A 21,782-nucleotide genomic window follows, 5' to 3' on the forward strand; every position below is an offset into this window, starting at 1 on the left:
CATCAGGGCCAGCGAGGCTTGGTCGTCGAGCTGGTTGGTGGCTTCGTCGAGAAACAGGATGGACGGGCGGGCGGCGAGGGCGCGGGCGAGGCTGAGACGTTGCTGTTCGCCGCCGGAGAGGCGGCTGTGCCATTCGGACGCTTCGTCCAAACGGTTTTTCAGGCTGCCTAAGCCGACCTGTTGCAAAATGTCGTGCAAAACGCTGTCGGCAAGGCGGCAAGGGTGCGGATAGCTGACGGTGTCGCGCAGGCTGCCGTAGGGCAGGTAGGGGCGTTGCGGCAGGAACAGGCGGCTGCCTTCGATGCGGTACTGCCCGCCGTAATACGGCCACAAGCCGGCGAGCACGCGCAGGAGCGTGGACTTGCCGATGCCGCTTTTGCCTTCGAGCAGCAGCCATTCGGGCGCGGCGGCGGTGAGGCTGACGGGGCGCAGCATGGCGCGTCCTGCGGGGGTGTGGACGGTGGTTTGGGCGAGGATAAGGGCGGGGCGGGGTTCGGACGGCTGCGGCTCGGCAGGTTGCCCCCACCCCAGCCCTCCCCCGCAAGCGGAAGAGGGAGCAGATGGGCTGATGGGATGGGCGGTTTCAGGCTGCCTTTGGGTTGCGTCGGATTCAAGAATCCGACCTACGGCGGCTTTCAGGCTGCCTTTGGAGGCGTCTGAAACCTGCTCCTGCGTGGAGGAAGATTCGGGAGGGGGTGCGGGTTCGGTAGAAACGGAATGGGCGGAGGTTTCAGGTGTCTGCCCCCACCCCAGCCCTCCCCCGTAAGCGTGAGAGGGGACGGACGGACTGTTGGGGTGGGCGTTTTCAGGCTGCCCGTCCGCCCTGTCCAAGGCAGCCTGAAAGCCGCCTAGGCGTTCCACCACCGCCGCCCATTCGACGAGGCGGCGGTAGGAGTCGGTGAACCAGCCGAAGCTGTCCTGCACGCGGGCGAAGGAGGTGCGCGTCTGCATCATGTCGCCGAAGGTGAGCGTTTTGGCGAGATACATCGGCAGGGTGGCGATGATGGGGATGAAAATGCTGATGCGCACATACGCCGCCCAAAAGGTTTCTTGGCGGAATTCGCAGTTGGTGAGCCTGCGCCAGTTGTCGAGAATGCGGCGGTAGCGCTGTTGCAGGCGGCCTTGTTCGGCATCTGCGCCCTGATAAAACGCCACCTGCTCGGCATGGTCGCGCACGCGCAACAGGGCGGCGCGGTAGTCGGCTTCGCGGTGCTGGCGGTCGATGTTGAGGTCTTTGAGTTTGCGCCCGACCAGATGGGCAAGTAGCGTGCTGGCGGCGGAATACGCCAGCGCCACCCACACCAGATAGCCACGCACGGTAAAGCCGTGCTCCCAAAGCGTGAAATGCTGCACGCCCGACAAGCCCCACAATACGCCGACAAACGCGCTGAATTTGGCGATGTTGTTGATAAACGAACGAAACAGCACGATGCTTTTGTCGGCAAGCTGGTAGATGTCGTCGGCGATGCGCTGGTCGGGGTTGTCGGGCTCGCCGGCCAGTTGCAGGCGGTAGTGTTTGTGGCCGCCGAGCCAGTTTTGCTGGAAGCGTTCGGTGAGGTGGGTGCGCCAGCGGAAAACCAGCCGTTTTTGCAGCCAGTCGCCGCAGACGATGCAGCCGATAATTAGCCCCATATAGCCGCAGTATTCCACAATCAGCGCGGGCATGGCTTTGCCGTTGAACGTGGCGAGCGCGTCATAAAAACGCTTGTCCCACGCGGCGATTTTCACGCTCATGAAAATGGAAAACAGCGTGAAGCCGATGATAGACGCAAGCAGCAGCCACTCGCGCCATTGGGTTTTGCCACCCCAAAACGGGCGGGCGAGGTGGAGGAATTGTTTGAGTAATGCCATTTTTTCCTTTCGGTAGGCTGAAATCATCTATATCGTCATTTCCGCCTGTACAGGAATGACGATGTTTGGGCGGATTTAGCGGTTGCCAAATCTTTCTGACACACCAAAGGCAGCCTGAAAAGCGTTTTCAGGCTGCCTTATCGGGTTTAAATCAAACCACCTTACATTTTCCATTTAAAACCAAGCAGCACGTTGCGCGGTTCGCCGTAGAAATTGCCGCTATTAAAGCTGCGGCTGTATTGGTTGGCATAGTAGCGTTTATCGGTGAGGTTGTTCACAGCAAGGCTCAACTGTATCTGCTTGGTGGGGCGGTATTGCAGATTGGCGTTCCACACGGTGTAGCCGCCTTGGCGGATGGTGCCGCCGCTGGTGCTGGATTTGCTGCTGCTGTTGATGCCGAGACCAACTGTCCATTTGTCGCTGTCAAAGGGCAGCGTGTAGCTGGTGTAAAGGCGGAACATATGCTTGGGCGTGTGGCTGCTGAAATTGTAGCCCGCCTGCCTGCTGGCGATGTTTTCCTGAATGGTGTTGCGGTTGGTGCTGCGATTGAAGGTGTAGCCAGCAAAGATGTTCCAGCGGTCGGTGATGCTGCCTGAAATTTCAGCTTCCACACCTTTGCTGCGCTGGTCAAGCGAAGTCCAATAGGCTTGGCGACCGCTGCCTGCAGGCGGGTTGACGCGCTGGTTGTTGTTGTCTTTGTCGGTGAGGTAGGCGGCGAGTGATGTGTTCAGGCGGCCTCCGTTCCATGTGCCTTTCCAGCCGATTTCGTAGTTTTTGCCCATAATCGGCGGCAGCAGGCTGTCGTCAGCGCGGCGGTTCATGGTTTGTTTGAAAATGGAGGTGTAGGCGGCATACAGGCTTTGGTTAGGTGTCAGGTCAAACGTGATGCCTGCGTAGGGCACAAAGCGGTTGCGTTTGAGCTCCTGCGTGGTGGCGGGAGTGCGGTCTTTGAGGTTTCTGTCCCAGTCAAGGGCGCGATACCAGCGGGTATAACGACCGCCTACAATAATGTGCAGATTGTCTAGCGGGTTGATACGGAAACCTGCGCCGAAAGAATGGGTTTTGTAACGGCCTTCGCCGCCGCGTGCGCTGTTTCCCGCTGCGTCCCAATCGGGTTTGGCGATTTCGCTGCCGTTGAATGTGTTTACATTAAATTTGCGGCGATCGCTTGCAGGCCAGCGGTTAAGCGAGGTGTCTTTTTCTTGCGCGAAAGTGTGGGCGAAAAAGATGTCGTGGCTGCGACCAAAGGCTTGGAAGCGACCAGTAAGGTTGTTTTGAAAGGTGAACAGACGGCTGCTGCTGTCGTAGCGGTCAAAGCTGTTGTTCCCAGCAAGGTTGTCTGCGCCGATGCCACGGTTGCCGCCGCCCAGCGTGTAATACTCTTTATAACCGCGTGTTTTGCGCCAGTCTAGTTTGCTGTCCAGTTTCCAGTTGTCGTTGAAATAGTGTTCGTATTCGGCAAACAGCGTGTCTTTTTTCTGACGTTCGGTGTTCCAATCTGCGCCCAAATAGCGTTTGCGCTCAAAGCCACTGCCATCGGCAAACAGCGGCAGGCCGTCGGGGTCGGGGCGGCTCATCTGGTCAAGGTGGCTTGCGCTTAACGTGAGCTTGCCTGTGTCGCCGAAGTCTTTTTCCAAAATGCCGTACAGCATATAGTCGCGGCCGTGCGAGCCTTCTTGGAAAGTTTTGTTGCGTGTTACCGAGCCAACGAAGCGTCCGCGCAGGCCGTTTTCTGGTGAGAGCGAGCCCGAAGCATCAAACACGCCGTTGATTTTGCCGAAGCGGTCGGCGAGAAGATCGGCGGAAATCTGCGTTTGCACGGTCGGTTTTTTACGCACGAGATTGACCGTTCCGCCCGGCTCGTTGTTCGCCTGCGTTAGCCCTGCCGCGCCGCGCACGATTTCTACGCGGTCATACATCGCCAAGTCGGTGGCGGTGGTCGGGTCGCCCGAGGGGCCGCCGAGACCGAAGCCACCTGGTGAGCCAGTTTGCGCGGCAATGCCGTCTTCTTCAATCTGCTCAATAAAATAGCCGCGCGACATAAAATGCGTGCGCGTGCCCGATTTGAATACATTGATGCCTGTGGCGGTTTTCAGCGCATCTTCAAGGCGCATGATGCCTTGGTCTTCAAGCTGCTTTTTAGTCAGCACGGTTACCGATTGCGGAACTTCGCGCGGTGAAAGCACCAAGCCTGTGGTGGAGCGCAGCGCGCCCACGCCGTAGCTGTTGCGGTTTTCTGTTTTCAGGCTGCGTTTTTTGGCGGTTACGGTAATGTTTTCCAATTCGGTTGCGGTGTTGCCATCTTCGGCAAAGGCGGCAGCGGGCAGCGCGGCAAGGCACAGCGCGAGCGTGCGGATTTTGTGGTGGTGTTTGGAGCGCATGGATGTTGTTCCTTTTTAAAAAATGCCTGCGAACCCTGTTTATTAGGCTGGTTACAGGCAGTGTTGTGATGTAAAGAAACGTAAGATTATATAAAAATCATCCATATCCGCAGATAGGTTTGACGGCTAGGCAACGATACGGTTTTTTGGTTAGGGGGTATCGTTCTAAATGCTGAATGGTGTGTTTTGGGTTGGTGTATAAGCGGGCGGCGAAAGGAGGAGCGGGGAGCATTATCGGTGGGGTAATGATTGCGTTGTCTATTTATAAAAGGCAGCCTGAAAACGGGGAAATCCCTTTTCAGGCTGCCTTAGCCATTTTATTTTTAGCAGCTTTTGAATAAGCATTTGAGGCAGCCCGAAAACCCGCTTTACCCGTTTTCAGGCTGCCTTTCGTCCACGCAAAACAGCACGCCTTGGGTGGTGAAGGCAAACACAATCCGTTCGGCGGCGATGTCGTCCAGCAGACTTTGTGCGATGGTGCGAATTTTGGCTTGCTTTTCGGGCGAAAGCGGCGTGCGGTAGTCGTCGGCAAACCAGTCTTGCATCTCGTCCGTCAAGTCGTACAAAAAAGGGAAATGCTGCGCGCCATCCAGCAGGCGTTCAAACGCCAAGGTATCGTTGGGCTGCGCCGCAAGCCGCCGCAGAGAGTGAAGCACTTCGCGCATGGGCGCACCGTCTGCAAAGCGTTGGTAGGCTTGGCTGTCGCGCTGCACATAATCGCCCATCAGTTTTTCAACTTCGTGCAACGCCCATTTGTCGGCGAAATCCAGCGAAATCAAATCCAGATAGACATCATCGGGCAGCAGGGCTTCCAGCTCGGCATCGTGCGCGTAAATCCATTGCGCTAACTCGGCGGGCGGCACTTCGCCTGCAAACGCGCGCCAGAACATTTCGCAGGTGTCGATCGGCAAAACAATCATCGGTGTTACTCCTAGTCAAAAGGCAGCCTAAAACGCGGTCAATCTATTTTCAGGCTGCCTCTGATGGTTGGCAGCAAATCAGTTTTTCATGCTCTGCACAGGCGCGGGAATGCGCCCGCCTCGGTTCACAAACGCTTCGCAGCTCCCTGCTTTGGTCGGCATAATCGGCGCGTAGCCCAGCAGCCCGCCAAATTCCACGCGCTCGCCCACGCCTTTGCCTGTAACGGGAATAATCCGCACGGCGGTGGTTTTGCTGTTAATCATGCCGATGGCGGCTTCGTCGGCGATGATGCCTGCGATTGTGCTGGCGGGGGTATCGCCCGCCACGGCAACCATATCCAAGCCCACCGAGCAAACTGCGGTCATCGCTTCCAGCTTGTCCAGCGTGAGCACGCCGCTTTGCGCCGCGGCAATCATGCCTTCGTCTTCCGACACGGGGATAAACGCGCCGCTTAGCCCGCCCACCGCGCTGGAAGCCATCATGCCGCCTTTTTTCACTGCGTCGTTGAGCAACGCCAGCGCGGCGGTGGTGCCGTGCGTGCCGCACACCGATAAGCCCATGCTTTCCAAAATCCGCGCCACGCTGTCGCCCATGGCAGGCGTGGGCGCGAGCGATAAATCCAAAATGCCAAACGGAATGCCGAGCATTTTCGCCGCTTCTTGCCCAATCAGCTCGCCCACGCGGGTGATTTTGAACGCGGTTTTTTTCACGATTTCGGCGATTTCGGTGAGATTTTGGCTGGCGCAATCTTTTAAGGCAGCCTGAACCACGCCCGGCCCCGACACGCCCACGTTAATCACCGCGTCTGCCTCGCCCGCGCCGTGGAACGCACCCGCCATAAACGGGTTGTCTTCCACCGCGTTGCAAAACACCACGATTTTGGCGCAGCCGAAGCCTTCGGGCGTGATGTCGGCGGTTTGCTTGATGATTTCGCCAGCCAGCTTCACCGCATCCATATTGATACCCGCGCGGGTGGAGCCGATGTTGATGGAGCTGCACACGATGTCTGTCGTTTTCATCGCTTCGGGGATGGAGCGAATCAGCACTTCGTCGGCGGGCGACATGCCTTTTTGCACCAGCGCGGAAAAGCCGCCGATAAACGACACGCCGATGGCTTTGGCGGCGCGGTCAAGCGTTTGCGCGATGCTCACATAGCTTTCCGCACCCGTGGCGGCGGCGATTTGCGCGATGGGCGTTACCGAGATGCGCTGGTTCACAATCGGCACGCCGTATTTAGCGGAAAGATGCTGCGCGGTGGCGACCAAATCTTTGCCGATGCGGGTGATTTTGTTGTAGATGTTTTGGTTGAGCGTGTGGATGTCGGGCGAGATGCAGTCGTGCAGGTCGATGCCGATGGTGATGGTGCGCACGTCGAAGTTTTGGTCGGACACCATGCGGATGGTTTCTAGGATTTCGGTGGATTGTAGGGTGTTCATAGGAGTTTCCGTGAAAGAGGCAGCCTGAAAGCCGTTGCTACGCCGTTTCAGGCTGCCTTTGGCTGGGATAAAACAAAGATGGCGACAGGCAGCCTGAAAGTGGGTTTCGCCGTTTCAGGCTGCCGCAATAATCAGGGATTGACGCGATGCACTTTAAACGTGCCTTTTTCAATCGCTTCCAACAGCACGCGGGCGCGCTCGTCTTGCGGGTGATTTTTCTGATGGGTTTGCAAATGTTTCACTGCTTCGGCTTGCCTGCCTTTCATCAGATACGCCATGCCCAGCGGCAGATGGGCGTTGGTATCGCCGCCTTTAATCGCTTGCTGCAACAGCGGCATGGCGCGGTCGATGCGGTTGCTGCCCACCAAAAACGCGCCGTATTCGCCTTGGGCGCGGGCTTTTTCTTTGGGCTTGTTGTTCAACAGCTTAATCATTTCTTGAAAATAGCGGTCGGCTTGGGCGGCGGCGTTGGGCATGTCCATGTTGTGCGCCATCGCGTTCAGCCGCGCGAGGCGGTAGAGCACGTTGATGTATTTTTCAGGCTGCTGCGGGGTAACGGCTTTCACTTTGATGATGCCTGCAAACAGGCGGTTGAGCTGCGCGGCTTCGGCTTGGGCGCGTTGCCGGTCAGCATCGTTGTCAAAGCGCGGCGGATAGTTGCCCGCGTGGTCATACAAATCGCTCATCACTTTGTCGGCAAGCGGCATGTCAATATGGTCGAGCCGGACGATGCTCATGATGTCGTGCGGCGGATAGGGCGCGGCTTGGGCGGCTGGGCTGGCGATTGCGCCCAACGCGGCGAGCAAGGCGGCAAACAGGGCTTTTTTCATTTTCAGGCTGCCTTTGGGGAAAGATGGGGTTGCAATAAGGCAGCCTAAAAACAGGTTGCCGTTTCAGGCTGCCCGATGGCTCAAATGCGGTGCATGGCGTGAAAAATCTCTTCGTTTTGAATGCGGATTTCCAGCGATAATTTTTTGCCCTCTGCGGCAAACAGCTCCGCCAGCTGCGGCGGCGTTTTGCTGCATTGGCGGGTGTCCACCAGAATAATCATGGTGAAAAATTCGCCCATCAGCTGCTGGCTGATATTCACAATATTGATTTGATTTTCCGCGAGCAGCTTGGATACGTTGTACACGATGCCCACGCGGTCTTTGCCAATCACGCTGATAATGGATTGCGACATGATGCGCCTTTCAATGCGATGTTTACAGAAAGGCGCATTGTAGCCCAAACCCCGCGTTCAGGCAGCCTGAAACGCATCATTGCTTGCCCCTCCATTTCAGGCTGCCTAAAATCACAGCTTTTTATTTACCCGCACAACCACCATGCTCCCCATCCACGCCCACATCGCCGAACAAATGGACAGCCGCCTTTTGCTGCTGCGCCGCGAACCCAAAACCATTCTGCTGCATGGCGCCGACAACGACATCAGCCGCCGCCTGCTCGCCGCACGCTATCCCCACGCCACATTCAGCGAACACGACCACCGCGAAAAATGGCTGCAACAAGCCGCGCAAAGCCGCCGCGCCCAAAGCGGCTGGCTGGGCAAAATATCAGGCAAAGGGCAAATCCCGCAAACCCAGCTATCGCCCGCTTTCAGGCTGCCTGAAAACGGCGCCGAAATGCTGTGGAGCAACCTGATGCTGCACCATGCCGACAACATCGGCGACACCCTCGCCAACTGGTCGCAAGCCCTGCACGATAACGGGCTGCTCTTTTTCAGCCATCTGGGCAACCAAAGCCTGCCCGAGCTGCGCCAAATTCTGCAAGACCACCAACTGCCCTGCCCCGCCCCCACGCTGGTAGATATGCACGACCTGGGCGATGCCCTGCTGGAACATCATTTTTATGACCCCATCGTGGACACCATCAGCCTCACGCTCGATTACCAAAGCCCCAGCGCCCTGCTGCAAGACATCGCCGAACTCGGCATCTGGCAAGCCCTGCGCCCTAGCGACGAAACCGCCGCGCAAGAAATCGTGCAACAAGCATGGCAACAAGGCAGCCTGAAAACGCTCACGCTGGAAATTATCCAAGGGCACGCGCTACGCAAAACATTGTTGCCAGAGAATACGTATTTGGTGCAGTTTTTGCCGCGCAAGCAGTAGGCAATAGTATGCAGTCTGAAATTACCAAAATTGAGTCAATTACACCACAAGGATTTAATTAAATATGGAAAATAATAAGCAAGATTTAATTAACAAAATAAGAAAAAATGTGCAAATAGGAATATTTGCTATTGCGATTATTATTAATGGAGTATTATTGTTTTATTTTTCAGCATTATTTCTTATCCCTCCCCAAATCGCCTACTTTAAAAGTAAAAATATTAATAATATAAAAGAAGGCTGCTTATATTTTGTAGGAGATGATTTTAAAAATAGACCTATACATAGAATAAATGGATATAATGGAAGTTTATTTGGTGATTTATTGATTACCGATTCTCCTGCATCTATAAAATTTAAAAACAGGAATAGAGGCACTGCCCTATATGGTAATAATGAAATATGGGAGAAGAATTATTGTTACAAAGTAAAATATGTGCCTGTTCATTTTTTAAATGAAGATTCTAGTTATATTTATGATTTTATTTACTGAATTTTATATAATTACTTCCTATACTTTAAAAACAAGCATGGCAACAAGGCAGCCTGAAAACGCTCACGCTGGAAATCATCCAAGGGCACGCGCTACGCAAAACATTGTTGCCAGAGAATACGTATTTGGTGCAGTTTTTGCCGCGCAAGCAGTAGGCGAGAGTAGGCAGCCTGAAAAATGATGACACCTCAATCGTTATGAATTTTACTAATTATGAAAACAAGCAAGCCCGATATAATTGACAACATACGCGCTTCTATACTTATCGCAATTAGCATTGTATTGCTTATATACACACTCTATCTTATGGCTTTGCTAACCATCCCAAAAGACATCGCTTATTGGAAAAGCAGAGAAGCAAAAAATATACAGATAGGATGCTTGTATTTTTTAGGTTCGCAACGTAGAGGGGCTATTTACAAAATAGATAATTATAGTGCTAGAATTGAAGATTTAATAATTGACAAATCTCCTGCCTATTTTAAATATAAGAATAGCTTAAATAGAAATAAAGATTGGGGCGTTAAAAAGAAGTATTGTTACAAAATAAAAAAAGTAAAAGTTTATTTTCTTCACAATGAGTTTAATTATATTTATGATTTCATTGACTAGCGGCAGCCTGAAAAAAAAAAGGGGGGGGTAAGCAGATTTTTAGTGCATTGACAAATAAGTTAATATGATTTACTCATTTAACTCACACAATTTAAAAAACAAACATTGAAAGAAAACAATGGATAAAAATACAGATGAAGATGAAGAAGGTACTTTTACCAAAATAACAGGAAATTTTTTAATATTTTGCACTATATTGCAAATTTCTTACTTAATTTTAGATACTTATATTCTTCCAGAAATGGCTATCCATATCTATAAGAAAAATAAAAAAACGGAAATAGCTTGCGCCCATTATTATTTGGGTACAGGAAAAAAAGGAAACTATTTCAAAATAAATGGAAAATCTTATTTTGCAATAGATGTAACAATTAACAATTGGTTAAATCGCCAAAAAAACGATTTCCCCATTGAGTTAAAGAAAAAACAATTTATACGAGATAGAGACGTTGCTCGTGAACAGCATAAATGCTTATTTGTGGAATATATTACGGTTATAGACTTACCGTTTTGGAAGCAAATTTATTTTTATGACTATTCATTTAACCCTGCTGACTTAAAGAACAATCACAACAAATAAAATATAAAACACAAAAAACGCTAAAATTCAAATTCCCCATTCTTAAATCCAGCATCTCTCAGCAGCCTGAACCCCAATTTTAGGCTGCTCTTTTGCTACAATACGCGCACTTTTGCCAACCGTTTTCAGGCTGCCTTTTATGCGCCCCACATCCACCCTCCTCCTGCTCCCCCTGCTTACCGCCTGCCAAGCCCTCCCCGACCTCGCCCAGCGCGAGCCCTCCATCTACATCCCCACCGTTCACAGCCCCCAGCTAGAACGCGCGCTAAATCTCCCGCCCAACAGCGACCCCGCGCCCGCCAACTCGCCGCCCGAACCCAAGCCCCAGCAGCTTGATGAGCCGATTTTCAACGCCCACACCCACATCATCGACCAAGCCAACCAAGCCTACGCCCTACGCGCCAGCCTAATTGACCACGCCAGCGTGTCCATCGACGCGCAATACTACATCTGGCACAACGACACCACAGGCAAGCAGCTGCTGCGCAAGCTGCTCCAAGCCGCCCAGCGCGGGGTGCGCGTGCGCCTCTTGCTGGACGACAACAACACCAACGGCACGGACGACATCCTCACCGCGCTCAACGTCCATCCCAACATCCAAATCCGCCTGTTCAACCCCTTTCTCATCCGCAAATGGCGCGCGCTGGGCTACCTTGCCGACTTCCCCCGCGTAAACCGCCGTATGCACAACAAAACCCTCACCGCCGACAACCGCGCCAGCATCATCGGCGGGCGCAACATCGGCGACGAATACCTCACCGACAGCGCGCAAAAAACCACCTTCGCCGATATGGACGTTTTAGTGAGCGGCAGCATCGTAACCCGCATTTCGCAAGAATTTGACCGCTATTGGCGCAGCGACTCCGCCTACCCGCTGGAAACCATCATCAAGCCCACCGCCCGCCGCATCGCCCAAGGCAACGTCCAGCTCAGCGCCAACGGCAGCGACCCCGCGCCCGAACCGCCCCCCCAAGGCAGCCTGAAATACTACCCCAGCCAAATCCAGCTCGTTAGCGACGACCCCGCCAAAGCCCTAGACCGCAAAGTGCGCGTCAACGTGTGGAGTGAAATCCAAAAAGCCCTTGGCACGCCCCAGCGCGAACTCTATCTCGTCAGCCCCTATTTCGTGCCCACGCGCACAGGCGCAGACATCATGCAAACCATCACCCAATCGGGCATCCACACCACCATACTCACCAACTCCCTCGCCGCCACCGATGTTGCCCCCGTGCATTCAGGCTATATGCGCTACCGCAAACCCCTGCTACGCGCAGGCGTGGAACTCTACGAACTCAAAGCCGAAAGCAACGACAAAAAACGCAAGCTCAAAGACCGCGGGCTAACCGGCAATTCCGGCACCAGCCTGCACGCCAAAACCTTTATCGTCGACAAACAGCGCGTGTTCGTCGGCTCGTTCAACTTAGACCCCCGCAGCGCGCGGCTCAACACCGAAATGGGCGTAGTCATCCAAAGCCCCGAACTTGCCCAAACCTTGCAACAGCAGCTGCACCAACAAGCCCAACACGAAGCCTACCGCGTAACCCTAAGCGACAAGGGCAAAGTGCAATGGCAAGACCCCGACCACCCCGAGCAGCCCCCCGCCACCACCGAACCACAAGCCAGCCTATTTAAACGCGCCCTCAGCAAATTTTTATCATGGCTACCGATTGAACGGCTGTTGTGATGCGGTTTTAGGGTTTCAGGCTGCCTTAGCGGTTGCCATAATAGGCAGCCTGAAACCTTAGCAAAACCCCAACGGCAGCCTGAAACGCAACAACTGCCGTCATTCTCGCGTAGGCGGGGATGAAAGATATATTGGAATGGGGGCAGAAAGCCGCTGCAAAAGGGTATTACAAATACACAAATCAAGGAAAAGACCGATACAGCGAATATTTTAATGGTATTAAATTTAGAGTTTATGTAGATAAAAACACAGGAGTAGTTAGAAATGTTCATCCAGAATGAAGATTTACCATCATACAATCCAACAAAATCAGACACATTTAGTTTTTTTTATTCGGTAAACCATTTTATGGATAATCCGGACAGGACTATAAAATTATGTTTTAGCATCTTTTATAATGATGGTGTATTTTTAAAAGCAATTTACTATATTCTAGCAAAGCATGATACATTTTTTGTAGAGGGAACTTATTGTTTCTATCCAGATTTTAATAGCCCAGATCCTAGGGATCACTTTCTAGGTATTGAATTTGCCAGTGGCTTTGATGACCCAGAATGGACGGTTTATGTTCCCGAAAAAGTTTGTTTTGCTTACGCCAAGAAAGCCTGCGAGCGGTTTTTAGAACTCCATCCTGAGCAAAAATACCGCGATTTCTTAAATCAGATTTTAGATAATTGGCAACCGCTTGGGGTAGATGAGTTTCCAGCTGAATATCACCCTCTTGAATGATGTTACTCCATTTAGGCAGCCTGAAAACTCTCAATTTAGGCTTTTCAGGCTGCCTATTGTGATTTTTTGAAAAATTTAGGGTTTATGTAGATAAAAACACAGGAGTGATAAATAATGTGCATCCAGAATAAAGATATTCCTATTTACAATCCAATAGAACCAGATAATTTTGATTTTTTTTTATCCAAATACCAATTATATGGAAAATCCAGAAAGAACAATTAAATATTGTTTTAGTGTTTTTTACCATGATGGCGTATTTTTAGAGGCAATTTATTGTATCTTGGTAGAGCGCGATACATTTTTTGTGGAAGGAACTTATTGTTCCTATCCAGATTTTAATAGTCCAGATCCCGAAGATTATTTCCTAGGTGTTGAATTTGTGTGGGGATTTGACTTACCCGATTGGGTAGTTCATGTTCCCGAGAGTGTTTGTTTTGCTTACGCCAAGCAAGCCTGCGAGCGGTTTTTAGAACTCCATCCTGAGCAAAAATACCGCGATTTCTTAAATCAGATTTTAGATAATTGGCAACCGATTGGGGTAGATGAGTTTCCAGCTGAATATAAACCTCTTGAATGATGTTACCCCATTTAGGCAGCCTGAAAACACTAAATTCCATTTTCAGGCTGCCTATGGTGATTTTTTGAGAAATTTAGACCAATCCCGATTCCGCACTCTCAACACATCTTTCTTATCATCATAAGTCAGTCGGTAATCGGGCAAATCATTGCTGGCGACCAATGAACGAACGGCACGGCGAAACTCTCGTAGCGTAGCCATGCTGCCCGATTTTTTATGCAACGTTCCCAGAGAAATGTGCCATTCTTTTTGCTTCCCGCAATGTTTAGCACATAGCTCAGTCTGAAAATCTTGCCCAACTGCCATCCGCGCATGAAGCATTGGCAGCACGACGACATCTTGGCAACCAACGCACAGCCCCACGATAAATTTCAGGCTGCCCCAGCCATCCCCTTATAATAGGCAGCCTTGCCCCTTTGTCCAAATCTTTGATTTGGGTATAAGTGAGCATCTAAATCTTTGATTTAGCCATGCGAACTTATGCAAAGCCAAAGGGGTATACCGCAGCGCAACGCGCAAGGTTGAAAACACCTTCCCCCTTTAACCCCCACGCCCCCCACGCCAAAGGAGCACCCCATGACCACCTACCTCATCACCGGCGCAAACGGACAAGTCGGCAGCCAGCTCGTGCGCCAACTGCAAGCCCGGCCCGACGCCACCGTCATCGCCGCCGACCGCGACACGCTGGACATCACCGACCGCGCCGCCGTGTTTCAGGCTGCCCAAACTCACCGCCCCCACATCATCATCAACGCCGCCGCCCACACCGCCGTTGATAAAGCCGAAAGCGAGCCCGAACTCGCCCGCGCCATCAACGTGGACGGCACACGCCACCTAGCCGAAGCCGCCCAAGCCATCAGCGCAGCGTTTTTGCACATCTCCACCGACTATGTGTTTGACGGCAAAGGCGAAGCCCCCTACCGCGAAACCGACTCCACCGCCCCGCAAAGCGTGTACGGGCAAACCAAGCTGGACGGCGAAACCGCCGCGCTCGCCGCCTGCCCGCGCACCATCGTCTTGCGCACTGCATGGGTGTTTGGCGAACACGGTAACAATTTCGTGAAAACCATGCTGCGGCTCGGACGCGAACGCGACACGCTCGGCATCGTTGCCGACCAATTCGGCGCGCCCACCTACGCAGGCGACATCGCCGCCGCGCTCATCCAAATCGCCCGACACATCGCCGCAGGGCAGCCCGTCGAATACGGCGTGTACCACTTTTCAGGCAGCCCCTACACCAGCTGGCACGGCTTTGCCGGCGAAATCTTCCGCCGCGCCGCCGAGCAAAACCTGCTGCCGCGCATTCCCACGCTCAACGCCATCGCCACCGCCGACTACCCCACCCCCGCCCGCCGCCCCGCTAACTCGCGCCTCGATTGCAGCAAAATCCAAGCCGCCTTCGGCATCGCCCCCAGCGACTGGCAAGCCGCATTAGGCAGCCTGAAAGACTATGTTTAAGCGGGTTTCAGGCTGCCTTGGTTGTCGTTGTGCAATCAAGCGTTGCCGCCATCGGGCAAACGCCGTCCATCTGATGTAAACAAACGCCGCAGGTCAATAGGACGACCTGCGGCGTTTTTTGGATTGGGGATGGGCAAAGGCAGCCTGAAAAGCTAATAAATGGTGCAGCGATGGCTTGTTACCAAATGGGCGGGTGTGGGTGTGTGAACTGGTTCACGCACTATTTGCTGCGCTTATTGGCAAGTTGCCAGCGAAATATTGGCGAGCCGCCGATGCGCCACTTTCAGGCTGCCTTATCGCCTGCTTACTGCGCCCATTGGTTATGGCGTAGTTTTTGGTCGGCGGTTTGGATGCGCCATTGCTCGTATTGCCAATCTTGCTGCCATGCGCTGCTGTCGTTGCTGTCTAGCGTTTTGGCTTCGCCGACACTCATTGCATTCGTTTTCAGGCTGCCTGGGGCGAGCGGGGCGATGCCGTTGGAGCTGAGGATGTAGGCATCGTCGCCGTGGTTGAGCATCAGCGGCAGTTCGTTGGCGCGTGTTTGCCGGTTGGCAAGGCTGCGCCCGAAGGTGTACACGGGCTGCTGGATGCCGAGCCAGTCGGCTAGAGTGGGCAGGATGTCGTATTGGCTGGCGAGTTCGGGATGTTTTTCAGGCTGCCATTGCGGGTGGTACACAATCAGCGGGATGTGGTATTGCTCGCGCACGCTGTCGCTGCGGATGGGTTCGTTGCGGGTGTGGTCGGCCATAAAGATGTAGATGGTGTTGTTGTGCCACGGCTGCTGGGCGGCGTATTGCATAAATTGGGCGACCGACCAATCGCTGTATTGCAGGGTGTTAAGAAAGCCGTTTTCACCTGTTTCGGCGTGGGGGCGGGTGTCGAATTCTTTGCCGCTGCGGGCGTAGGGTTCGTGGGTGGTGCCGCTGAAAAAGAAGGCGAAAAAGGGTTCGGGCTTGCTGCTGATTTGTTTGCCGAAATACATCAGGCTGTCGTAGTCCCAGCCAAAGGGCGGCGGGTCTTGCGGGTAGGCGCGGATGATGGGTACGTCTTCTTTGCCGTAGTATTCTTGGAAGCCGATGGCTTTGGCTACGCCGTCGATGTGGAATGAGCGGCGGTTGGATGTTTGCAGCATCAGGGTGCGGTAGCCTTGTTGCTGCGCGAGTTCGGCGATGCGGCTCATGTTGTTGAGTTCTAGCCCGAAGCCGATGGGCTGGCGGTTGGGCAGGGCGGGCACGGAAGTCAGGCTGGCTTGGATGCCGATGATGCTGCGCTGCCCTGCGGCGTAGAAGTTCGTCCACACTTGGCTTTGGGCGATGAGCGCGTCCATGTGTGGCGTGGCGCGGTAGCCTTTGCCTGCCAGCGCGTCTATGTATTTGTAGCTCCAGCTTTCCAGCAAAATGATGACTACGTTTTTGCGGCTGGGCGGATTGCTGGTTTGATAACGGAAGGGATGGGGATGCGCGGCGGCGATGCGCTGGGCGGTGGCGTCGTCCAGATAGCGCAACGGCGCGGCGGCGCGGCGGTCGTTGAGCGCTTGCAGGGTAACGAGTGCGCCGTTGAGCGTGAGGTTGGCTTGGCTTTGCCCGTTGCCGTTGAAGGCATCTATGCTGTTCAGCGGTTTGCCTGTTAGCACCATGCCGCGGGCAAGGAACACATAGCCCATCAGCAAAACAAGGCTTTGCGGGATGATGCTTTTCAGGCTGCCTTTAATCGGCGCGCGGGCGATGCGGATAACGCTGCGTTGCCAGCAATACGCCAGCGCGGCAAAGGCAGCCAGCGCAGCCAGCGTGTAAATAAGGCGCGAACCGAAGGCGATGCCGATGATGCTGCCGATGTCGCCGCCGATGTTGAGCAAATCGCTGCCGATGTGGCGGCTGACTTCGCCAAAGTATGCCAAATCGGCGATGCCCAAGCCGAGCAACACAACCAGCAGCGCAAAGGCGAGCCATGCCGTTGCCACACGGGCGCGGCGGGTGGGCACAAGCCACCACAAGCAGGCAAGGGGCAAGGGCGATAACGGCGAGTTTTAGGTCAAAGCGCGCGCCTGTGAGCAAGGCGGGCAGCAGGTGGGTATCGGCGAAATAGTGCGGATAGGCGGCGCGTAGGGCGAGGCGCAGGGCGGCGAAAACCAGCGCGGCAAGGGCGAGTACGAGCAGGGGGAGTTGCCATAGGGGGCGGGGAGTGTGGGAGTGCATGATGGGGGATGGTGAGAGAGTTGTTGGGGAGGGGTGATTTGGGTTTTCAGGCTGCCTTTGGGGGTAAGTTGAGGCAGCCTGAAAATTTAAAATGGCGTGGCGATGGCTTGTTGCTAAATGGCACGATTTAACAGAGCTTGATGGGTTGGAGCAATGTCGGCGAGCCGCCGACGCTCCATTTTAGGTTTCAGGCTGCCTTTACTGTTTGCGCTGTTGAACCATGCGCGGAGGGTTGGGCTGCGGGGCGTGGGTGTGGCGGCAAGACGCCACGCTTATGGGCAAAGATAAGCGGATGTTGAGGCAGCCTGAAAACGGTTTTTCCCATTTTCAGGCTGCCTTTATGAACCTTGCGCCTGCCTTTTGCGCTCGGCTTTGCGTGCTTCGCGTTCGGCTTTGCGCTCGGCTTCTTTTTTGCGGGCGGCTTTGAGCCATGTTTCCCATTGGTTGGGCGTTTCCAGCGTGATGCGCCCGATTTTGCCTTCCCGAAAGTCGGTGAGAATAAGCTCGGCGGCTTTTTGGTAGTTGATGCGGTTGCCGCTTAATACGGCGCCGCGTTTTTGTGCAACCCATTCTAGCCATGCGGTGTCGTTCCAATGGCTGCTGGGGTCTTTGTCGGCGCTGTATCGCGCTTGCAGTAGGAGCAGGTAGTGGCGGCGCAGGTAGTCCAGCAGTTCCAGCGCGACTTCTTCTTCATCCAGCGCGTTGCGCCCGATGGCGCCGCTGGCGGCGAGGTTGTAGCCCGATTCTTCTACGATAATCTTGGGCCAGAGCATGCCGGGGGTGTCGTAGAGCCAAAAGTCGTCCGCCAAAAATAGGCATTGTTCGGCTTTGGTGATGCCTGGTTCGTTGCCTGTTTTGGCGGATTTTTTGCCGATCATGCCGTTGATGAGCGTGGATTTGCCCACGTTGGGGATGCCGCAAATCAGCACGCGCAGGGGTTTGTCTATGCCTTTGCGGTTGGGCATTAGGCTGCGGCAGGCGGCGGTGATTTTGGGAGCGGCGGCTTTTTCGGAGCTGTCTAGCGCGATGGCTTGGGTTTGCTCTTGCGCGGTAAAGTAATCCAGCCAGATGGCGGTGCGCTCGGGGTCGGCAAGGTCTTGTTTGTTGAGAATTTTGAGCTTGGGTTTGCCTTTGGCGAGTTGGGCGAGCAGGGGGTTTTCGCTGGATGCGGGCAGACGTGCGTCAAGCATTTCTATCACCATGTCTACGCTTTTAAGGCGCTCGGCGATGGCTTTTTTTGCTTTGTTCATGTGGCCGGGAAACCATTGGATTGCCATGTTGGGGTGCTTTCGTGTTGGGGGTTGGGTGATTGGGATGGGGCAGCCTGAAATTTGGTGGGGCTTTGAGGCAGCCTGAAAACAAAAAATACCGTCATTCCCGCGCAGGCGGGAATCTTATTGGCTATTCTGGAATGATTGTTAAAACAAACCGTTGTTTAAGTTCAACCAAGATTCCCGCCTGCGCGGGAATGACGGTAATTTAATATTTTTTGTTTGATTTTAGGGTTTACAAAGGTTGCAGCCTGAAATGGGGGTAGATAGGCTTGTAAACGGTTTTTCAGGCTGCCTTTGTTGTTCTTGTAAACAAGATAAGGCAGCCTGAAAACGGTGTGGATTATATCATTTTATGTTTTCCCACCAGTCGCTGGTTGGCGTGTTGAGCGTGAACACTTGCCCGAGCGTGGGGGTGAGCGTGGCGATGTTTTGCGCACGAATCAGCGGGAGACTGCGGCGCACGGGTTCATCCCACGGGTGCATGGCGAGGCTAAACATGCCCCAGTGTATCGGCATAAAGCGTTGGGGGCGCAGGTCGGCGGCGGCTTGGGCGGTTTCTTCGGGGTGCATGTGGTTGTCGCGCCAGCTGGCGTTGTATTGCCCGTTTTCAACGAGGGCGAGGTCTATTTTGGGGAAGCGTTGCCCGATTTGGCGGTAGTGGCTGCCGTAGCTGCTGTCGCCCGAAAAATAGACGGTGTGCTGCGGGGTTTGGATAACGTAGCCTGCCCACAGGGTTTTGTTGAAGTCTCCCCAGCCGCGGCTGCTGTTGTGCCGCGCGGGCACGGCGTGGATTTTCAGGCTGCCGATGGCGGTGTGTTGCCACCAATCCAGCTCGATGATGCGCGCGGGCGGGATGCCCCATTTTTGCAGCAGCGTGCCCAGATTGAGCGGCACGATAAATTGGGTATCGCTGTCGATGTGGTGCCGCACGGTGAGCTTGTCCAGGTGGTCGTAGTGGTTGTGGCTGTATAGAATGTAGTCCATGGGCGGCAGTTGGCTAAGGCTGGCGGGCGGGGCTTGATAGCGGCGCGAGATAAGCGGGATGGGCGAGGCGTGTCGGCTGAACACGGGGTCCAGCAGCAGGGTTTTGCCGCCGATGCGGATAAACACGGTGCTGTGCCCAAACCAAACGAAGCGCGGCTGGTCGTCTTGCAAAAAGGTTGCCCAATCGGGTATTTGGCTGGGCAGCGGCGCGGGCGGGGCGTATTTGGGCGCATCGAAGGTCATGGCTTTGAGCCAGCGCAGCACGGTTTTAATGCCGCCCTGCACGGGCTGCTGCGGCGGGGTTACATAGAATTTTTGGCTGATGGGATGGTAGTGGTCGCTGGCGGGGCGGATGGGATAGCGCATGGTTGTGTGGTGGGATGAAAAGGATGGGATGATACGGGGTTTAGGCAGCCTGAAACAGGGGGCGGGGGATTTTTCAGGCTGCCTATGCCGTGCAAACTCGCTATAATCCGCCGCTTGATTAACCCCGCTTTTAAGGAAAAACCATGAGCGAAAACACCATTCAAGTAAACGATGTCAACGAGCAAAAAGACGCGCCCGCCAAAGAGGTGGAATTGCCCGTTTTGAACAACGAGAAAAAAGACGAACACGGCAAAAGCGGTTGCTGCGGCGTGTGCGGCGGCTGAGGCAGCCTGAAAACGTGCAAACCTGTATTCGCCATGCTGTTGGTGGATGCAGGTTTTTTAGTGCGCAAATCACACCAGCATATTATTTCAGGCTGCCGTATGGTTTTACAAAAACAAGGCAAAAATTTACAAAACGGCATCGTTCTTACTGCGTTTTTTGATACGATTCAATTTTACCTAGCCGCAAACATTCGTTTTTCAATTTTTGATTAGGGTTGCAACATGAAAAAGCACTATTGGTTCTTGCCGCTGCTGGCACTTTGTTTAACAGGCTGTTTAAACGATAAAAAAATGACAACAGCATCATCGCGCGCATCATCCAACAAAAATGCGCACATAATAACGACTAAGAAAAACAGAAACTCCAGCACTCATCCCACAGACCCAAACAGAAACAACAATCCCCCCGCGCCCCCACCGCCATCCAATAACAACGGCAACGGCACCCATATCCCGCCCGACAACAGCAACAACAATGGCAACAATGCGCCATCTGCGCCCGCACCTACCCCTGCGCCCGATAACTCCAATTCAGGCGCAAATGGTCATAACACTACACAAAATCACAACAATATACATAATCCATCCTCTACTCTAAATAATATAGGTATTCAGCCAACCAACCCTTTTTGGGGAAGCAATTTAGAGAAAGCAGAGATTTCATATAAACGCGCTGCCGAATTAGGTGTTACATGGGTACGCATAATTGCTTCATGGCATCGCATTCAGCCAAAAGAAAATGGTACATACGATTGGTCTGATACTGATGCAGCTGTGCAACTAGCAAAAAAATATGGCATGAAAGTTCTCATGCAAGTTAGCGGCACACCAGAATGGGCAAGCGATGCCAACAAGTTATCTAATACTGAAAAAGAAATATGGGAAACCAATGGGATGTATATAGCGTCATTTGCGCCCAAAGCTGCTTATTATGCTGATTTTGCTAAATTTATGGGAGATGTGGTACATCGCTATGCGCCACAAGGAATATCCAATTTTGAAGTATGGAATGAGCCTGGCAATCCTGGTTTCTGGCATGACAGCTTAACGAACCCTAAACCAAACCCTGAAAATTATACACATTTGCTTAAACTAGCTTATATCGCTGCGCACAAAGCAAATCCCAATGTAAATATTTTAGCGGGAGGCATGACAGTGGGGGATTCACGCCCCTATAGCGATGGTTACATTTCACCATTTGAGTTTCTAAACCGTATGTATGCAGCAGGTGCAAAAGGTTATTTTGATACGCTTTCACACCATCCATATGGGATTACGGGCAAAGAATGGCGTACCAATGGCTGGGCAATTATGTATGGCGACAAAGTTCATATTGATCTTGCGCCTCAAGCAGCTAACGAAAAAACCTTATATCAGATTATGGCTGATAACGGCGATGCTAAAGAAATTTGGGCAACAGAAGTGGGCGTACCCGCTATGTATGAAGGGCTAGATGAAGAAAAACAAGCCAATACTATTCGCTTGCTATTGGAAACGGCTGAAAAAAGCAAAAATTATAAAGGACCAATCATTTTATATAATGGTGAAAATGATCGTAAACCATATGTTTTAGGAATCATCAGCCAAGATGCCAATAATGACAAAATATTAGATGTGAATATTGACACCGATAATGATGGTAAACCTGATGCAAATTTAGATACTGACCATAATGGCAAAGCTGATGCATTAGAGCTTACTACAGCAGAGGATTATTTTGGTTTGTGGCGTAATAATGGCACAGAAAAAATGGCAGTAAATGTGTTGCGAAAAATGATTAAAAAATAATTAATTAATATTTCGGAATAAGAACCTGTATTCACTATTTGCATAGGTAGATTTGATG

General features: G+C 52.9%; 21 protein-coding genes and 2 pseudogenes. 12 read left to right on the forward strand and 11 right to left on the reverse strand.

Annotated features, from left to right (window positions below):
- Positions 1–15: 15 nt before the first annotated feature.
- The 7 genes and pseudogenes from H3L93_RS13525 to H3L93_RS06515 all read right to left on the reverse strand — a co-directional run.
- Positions 16–435 (reverse strand): annotated as a pseudogene (locus H3L93_RS13525) (ATP-binding cassette domain-containing protein); the annotation flags it as partial.
- Between the two features lie 453 nt (positions 436–888).
- Positions 889–1,878 (reverse strand): annotated as a pseudogene (locus H3L93_RS13530) (ABC transporter ATP-binding protein/permease); the annotation flags it as partial.
- A 134-nt stretch (positions 1,879–2,012) separates the two neighbouring features.
- A complete protein-coding gene (locus H3L93_RS06495; RefSeq protein WP_003795107.1) occupies positions 2,013–4,232 on the reverse strand; it encodes a TonB-dependent siderophore receptor in 2,220 nt (739 codons plus the stop codon).
- 368 nt (positions 4,233–4,600) lie between these two features.
- Positions 4,601–5,152: a hypothetical protein gene (locus H3L93_RS06500; protein WP_003795103.1), complete on the reverse strand. Its 552-nt coding sequence runs from the start codon at positions 5,150–5,152 to the stop codon at positions 4,601–4,603.
- A 78-nt stretch (positions 5,153–5,230) separates the two neighbouring features.
- Positions 5,231–6,589 carry a PFL family protein gene (locus H3L93_RS06505; RefSeq protein WP_003795101.1) on the reverse strand — a complete coding sequence of 453 codons (1,359 nt, stop codon included), beginning with the start codon at positions 6,587–6,589 and terminating at the stop codon, positions 5,231–5,233.
- A 131-nt stretch (positions 6,590–6,720) separates the two neighbouring features.
- Positions 6,721–7,419: a tetratricopeptide repeat protein gene (locus tag H3L93_RS06510; RefSeq protein ID WP_003795099.1), complete on the reverse strand. Its 699-nt coding sequence runs from the start codon at positions 7,417–7,419 to the stop codon at positions 6,721–6,723.
- Positions 7,420–7,499: 80 nt separating this feature from the next.
- Entirely contained in the window at positions 7,500–7,772 is a 273-nt protein-coding gene (locus tag H3L93_RS06515; protein ID WP_003795097.1) for an ACT domain-containing protein, read from the reverse strand.
- A gap of 142 nt (positions 7,773–7,914) precedes the next feature.
- Here H3L93_RS06515 and H3L93_RS06520 point away from each other — a divergent pair, with 142 nt between their 5' ends.
- The 8 genes from H3L93_RS06520 to cdiI (H3L93_RS06555) all read left to right on the forward strand — a co-directional run bounded on the left by H3L93_RS06520 (position 7,915) and on the right by cdiI (H3L93_RS06555) (position 13,375).
- The gene (locus H3L93_RS06520) at positions 7,915–8,697 is read left to right on the forward strand and encodes a class I SAM-dependent methyltransferase (RefSeq protein WP_003795095.1); all 783 of its coding nucleotides are present in this window, start codon (positions 7,915–7,917) and stop codon (positions 8,695–8,697) included.
- 64 nt (positions 8,698–8,761) lie between these two features.
- Positions 8,762–9,190, forward strand: coding sequence for a hypothetical protein (locus H3L93_RS06525; protein WP_003795093.1), 429 nt, complete (start codon positions 8,762–8,764; stop codon positions 9,188–9,190).
- 306 nt (positions 9,191–9,496) lie between these two features.
- Positions 9,497–9,802, forward strand: a complete 306-nt coding sequence (locus tag H3L93_RS06530; protein WP_155803041.1) for a hypothetical protein — start codon at positions 9,497–9,499, stop codon at positions 9,800–9,802.
- 118 nt (positions 9,803–9,920) lie between these two features.
- On the forward strand, positions 9,921–10,382 hold the full coding sequence (locus tag H3L93_RS06535) for a hypothetical protein (RefSeq protein ID WP_003795088.1): 462 nt from the start codon (positions 9,921–9,923) through the stop codon (positions 10,380–10,382).
- Positions 10,383–10,521: 139 nt separating this feature from the next.
- A complete protein-coding gene (locus H3L93_RS06540) occupies positions 10,522–12,066 on the forward strand; it encodes a phospholipase D family protein (protein ID WP_003795086.1) in 1,545 nt (514 codons plus the stop codon).
- A 119-nt stretch (positions 12,067–12,185) separates the two neighbouring features.
- Positions 12,186–12,347, forward strand: coding sequence for a hypothetical protein (locus H3L93_RS06545; RefSeq protein WP_003795084.1), 162 nt, complete (start codon positions 12,186–12,188; stop codon positions 12,345–12,347).
- Positions 12,331–12,795, forward strand: coding sequence for a ribonuclease toxin immunity protein CdiI (gene cdiI / locus H3L93_RS06550; protein ID WP_155803038.1), 465 nt, complete (start codon positions 12,331–12,333; stop codon positions 12,793–12,795). The genes H3L93_RS06545 and cdiI (H3L93_RS06550) overlap by 17 nt, the downstream gene beginning before the upstream one ends.
- Before the next feature lie 199 nt (positions 12,796–12,994).
- Positions 12,995–13,375: a ribonuclease toxin immunity protein CdiI gene (gene cdiI / locus H3L93_RS06555; RefSeq protein WP_003795078.1), complete on the forward strand. Its 381-nt coding sequence runs from the start codon at positions 12,995–12,997 to the stop codon at positions 13,373–13,375.
- A 51-nt stretch (positions 13,376–13,426) separates the two neighbouring features.
- On the opposite strand, the gene H3L93_RS06560 is transcribed toward cdiI (H3L93_RS06555), so the two are convergent.
- On the reverse strand, positions 13,427–13,696 hold the full coding sequence (locus tag H3L93_RS06560) for a replication initiator protein A (protein ID WP_081446087.1): 270 nt from the start codon (positions 13,694–13,696) through the stop codon (positions 13,427–13,429).
- A 255-nt stretch (positions 13,697–13,951) separates the two neighbouring features.
- On the opposite strand from H3L93_RS06560, the gene rfbD reads away from it, so the two are divergent.
- A complete protein-coding gene (gene rfbD, locus H3L93_RS06565) occupies positions 13,952–14,833 on the forward strand; it encodes a dTDP-4-dehydrorhamnose reductase (RefSeq protein ID WP_003795071.1) in 882 nt (293 codons plus the stop codon).
- Between the two features lie 304 nt (positions 14,834–15,137).
- Here the strand turns inward: rfbD and H3L93_RS06570 are convergent, their stop codons facing one another.
- The 3 genes from H3L93_RS06570 to H3L93_RS06580 form a co-directional block, all read right to left on the reverse strand.
- Entirely contained in the window at positions 15,138–16,814 is a 1,677-nt protein-coding gene (locus H3L93_RS06570; RefSeq protein ID WP_246313961.1) for an LTA synthase family protein, read from the reverse strand.
- A gap of 552 nt (positions 16,815–17,366) precedes the next feature.
- On the reverse strand, positions 17,367–18,305 hold the full coding sequence (gene ylqF / locus H3L93_RS06575) for a ribosome biogenesis GTPase YlqF (protein WP_003795060.1): 939 nt from the start codon (positions 18,303–18,305) through the stop codon (positions 17,367–17,369).
- Between the two features lie 342 nt (positions 18,306–18,647).
- The gene (locus tag H3L93_RS06580; protein WP_003795055.1) at positions 18,648–19,652 is read right to left on the reverse strand and encodes an MBL fold metallo-hydrolase; all 1,005 of its coding nucleotides are present in this window, start codon (positions 19,650–19,652) and stop codon (positions 18,648–18,650) included.
- Between the two features lie 143 nt (positions 19,653–19,795).
- On the opposite strand from H3L93_RS06580, the gene H3L93_RS06585 reads away from it, so the two are divergent.
- The 3 genes from H3L93_RS06585 to H3L93_RS13330 are packed head-to-tail and all read left to right on the forward strand — an operon-like array spanning position 19,796 to position 21,724.
- Entirely contained in the window at positions 19,796–19,936 is a 141-nt protein-coding gene (locus H3L93_RS06585; protein ID WP_003795053.1) for a hypothetical protein, read from the forward strand.
- A 33-nt stretch (positions 19,937–19,969) separates the two neighbouring features.
- Positions 19,970–20,149 (forward strand): hypothetical protein, encoded by a 180-nt coding sequence (locus H3L93_RS06590; RefSeq protein WP_003795051.1) that lies wholly within the window; start codon positions 19,970–19,972, stop codon positions 20,147–20,149.
- 9 nt (positions 20,150–20,158) lie between these two features.
- Positions 20,159–21,724 (forward strand): beta-galactosidase, encoded by a 1,566-nt coding sequence (locus tag H3L93_RS13330; protein WP_155803034.1) that lies wholly within the window; start codon positions 20,159–20,161, stop codon positions 21,722–21,724.
- Positions 21,725–21,782 lie beyond the last annotated feature (58 nt).

This window comes from Kingella oralis (genome assembly GCF_014054985.1).
In the GTDB taxonomy this organism is placed as follows: Bacteria; Pseudomonadota; Gammaproteobacteria; order Burkholderiales; family Neisseriaceae; genus Kingella_B; species Kingella_B oralis.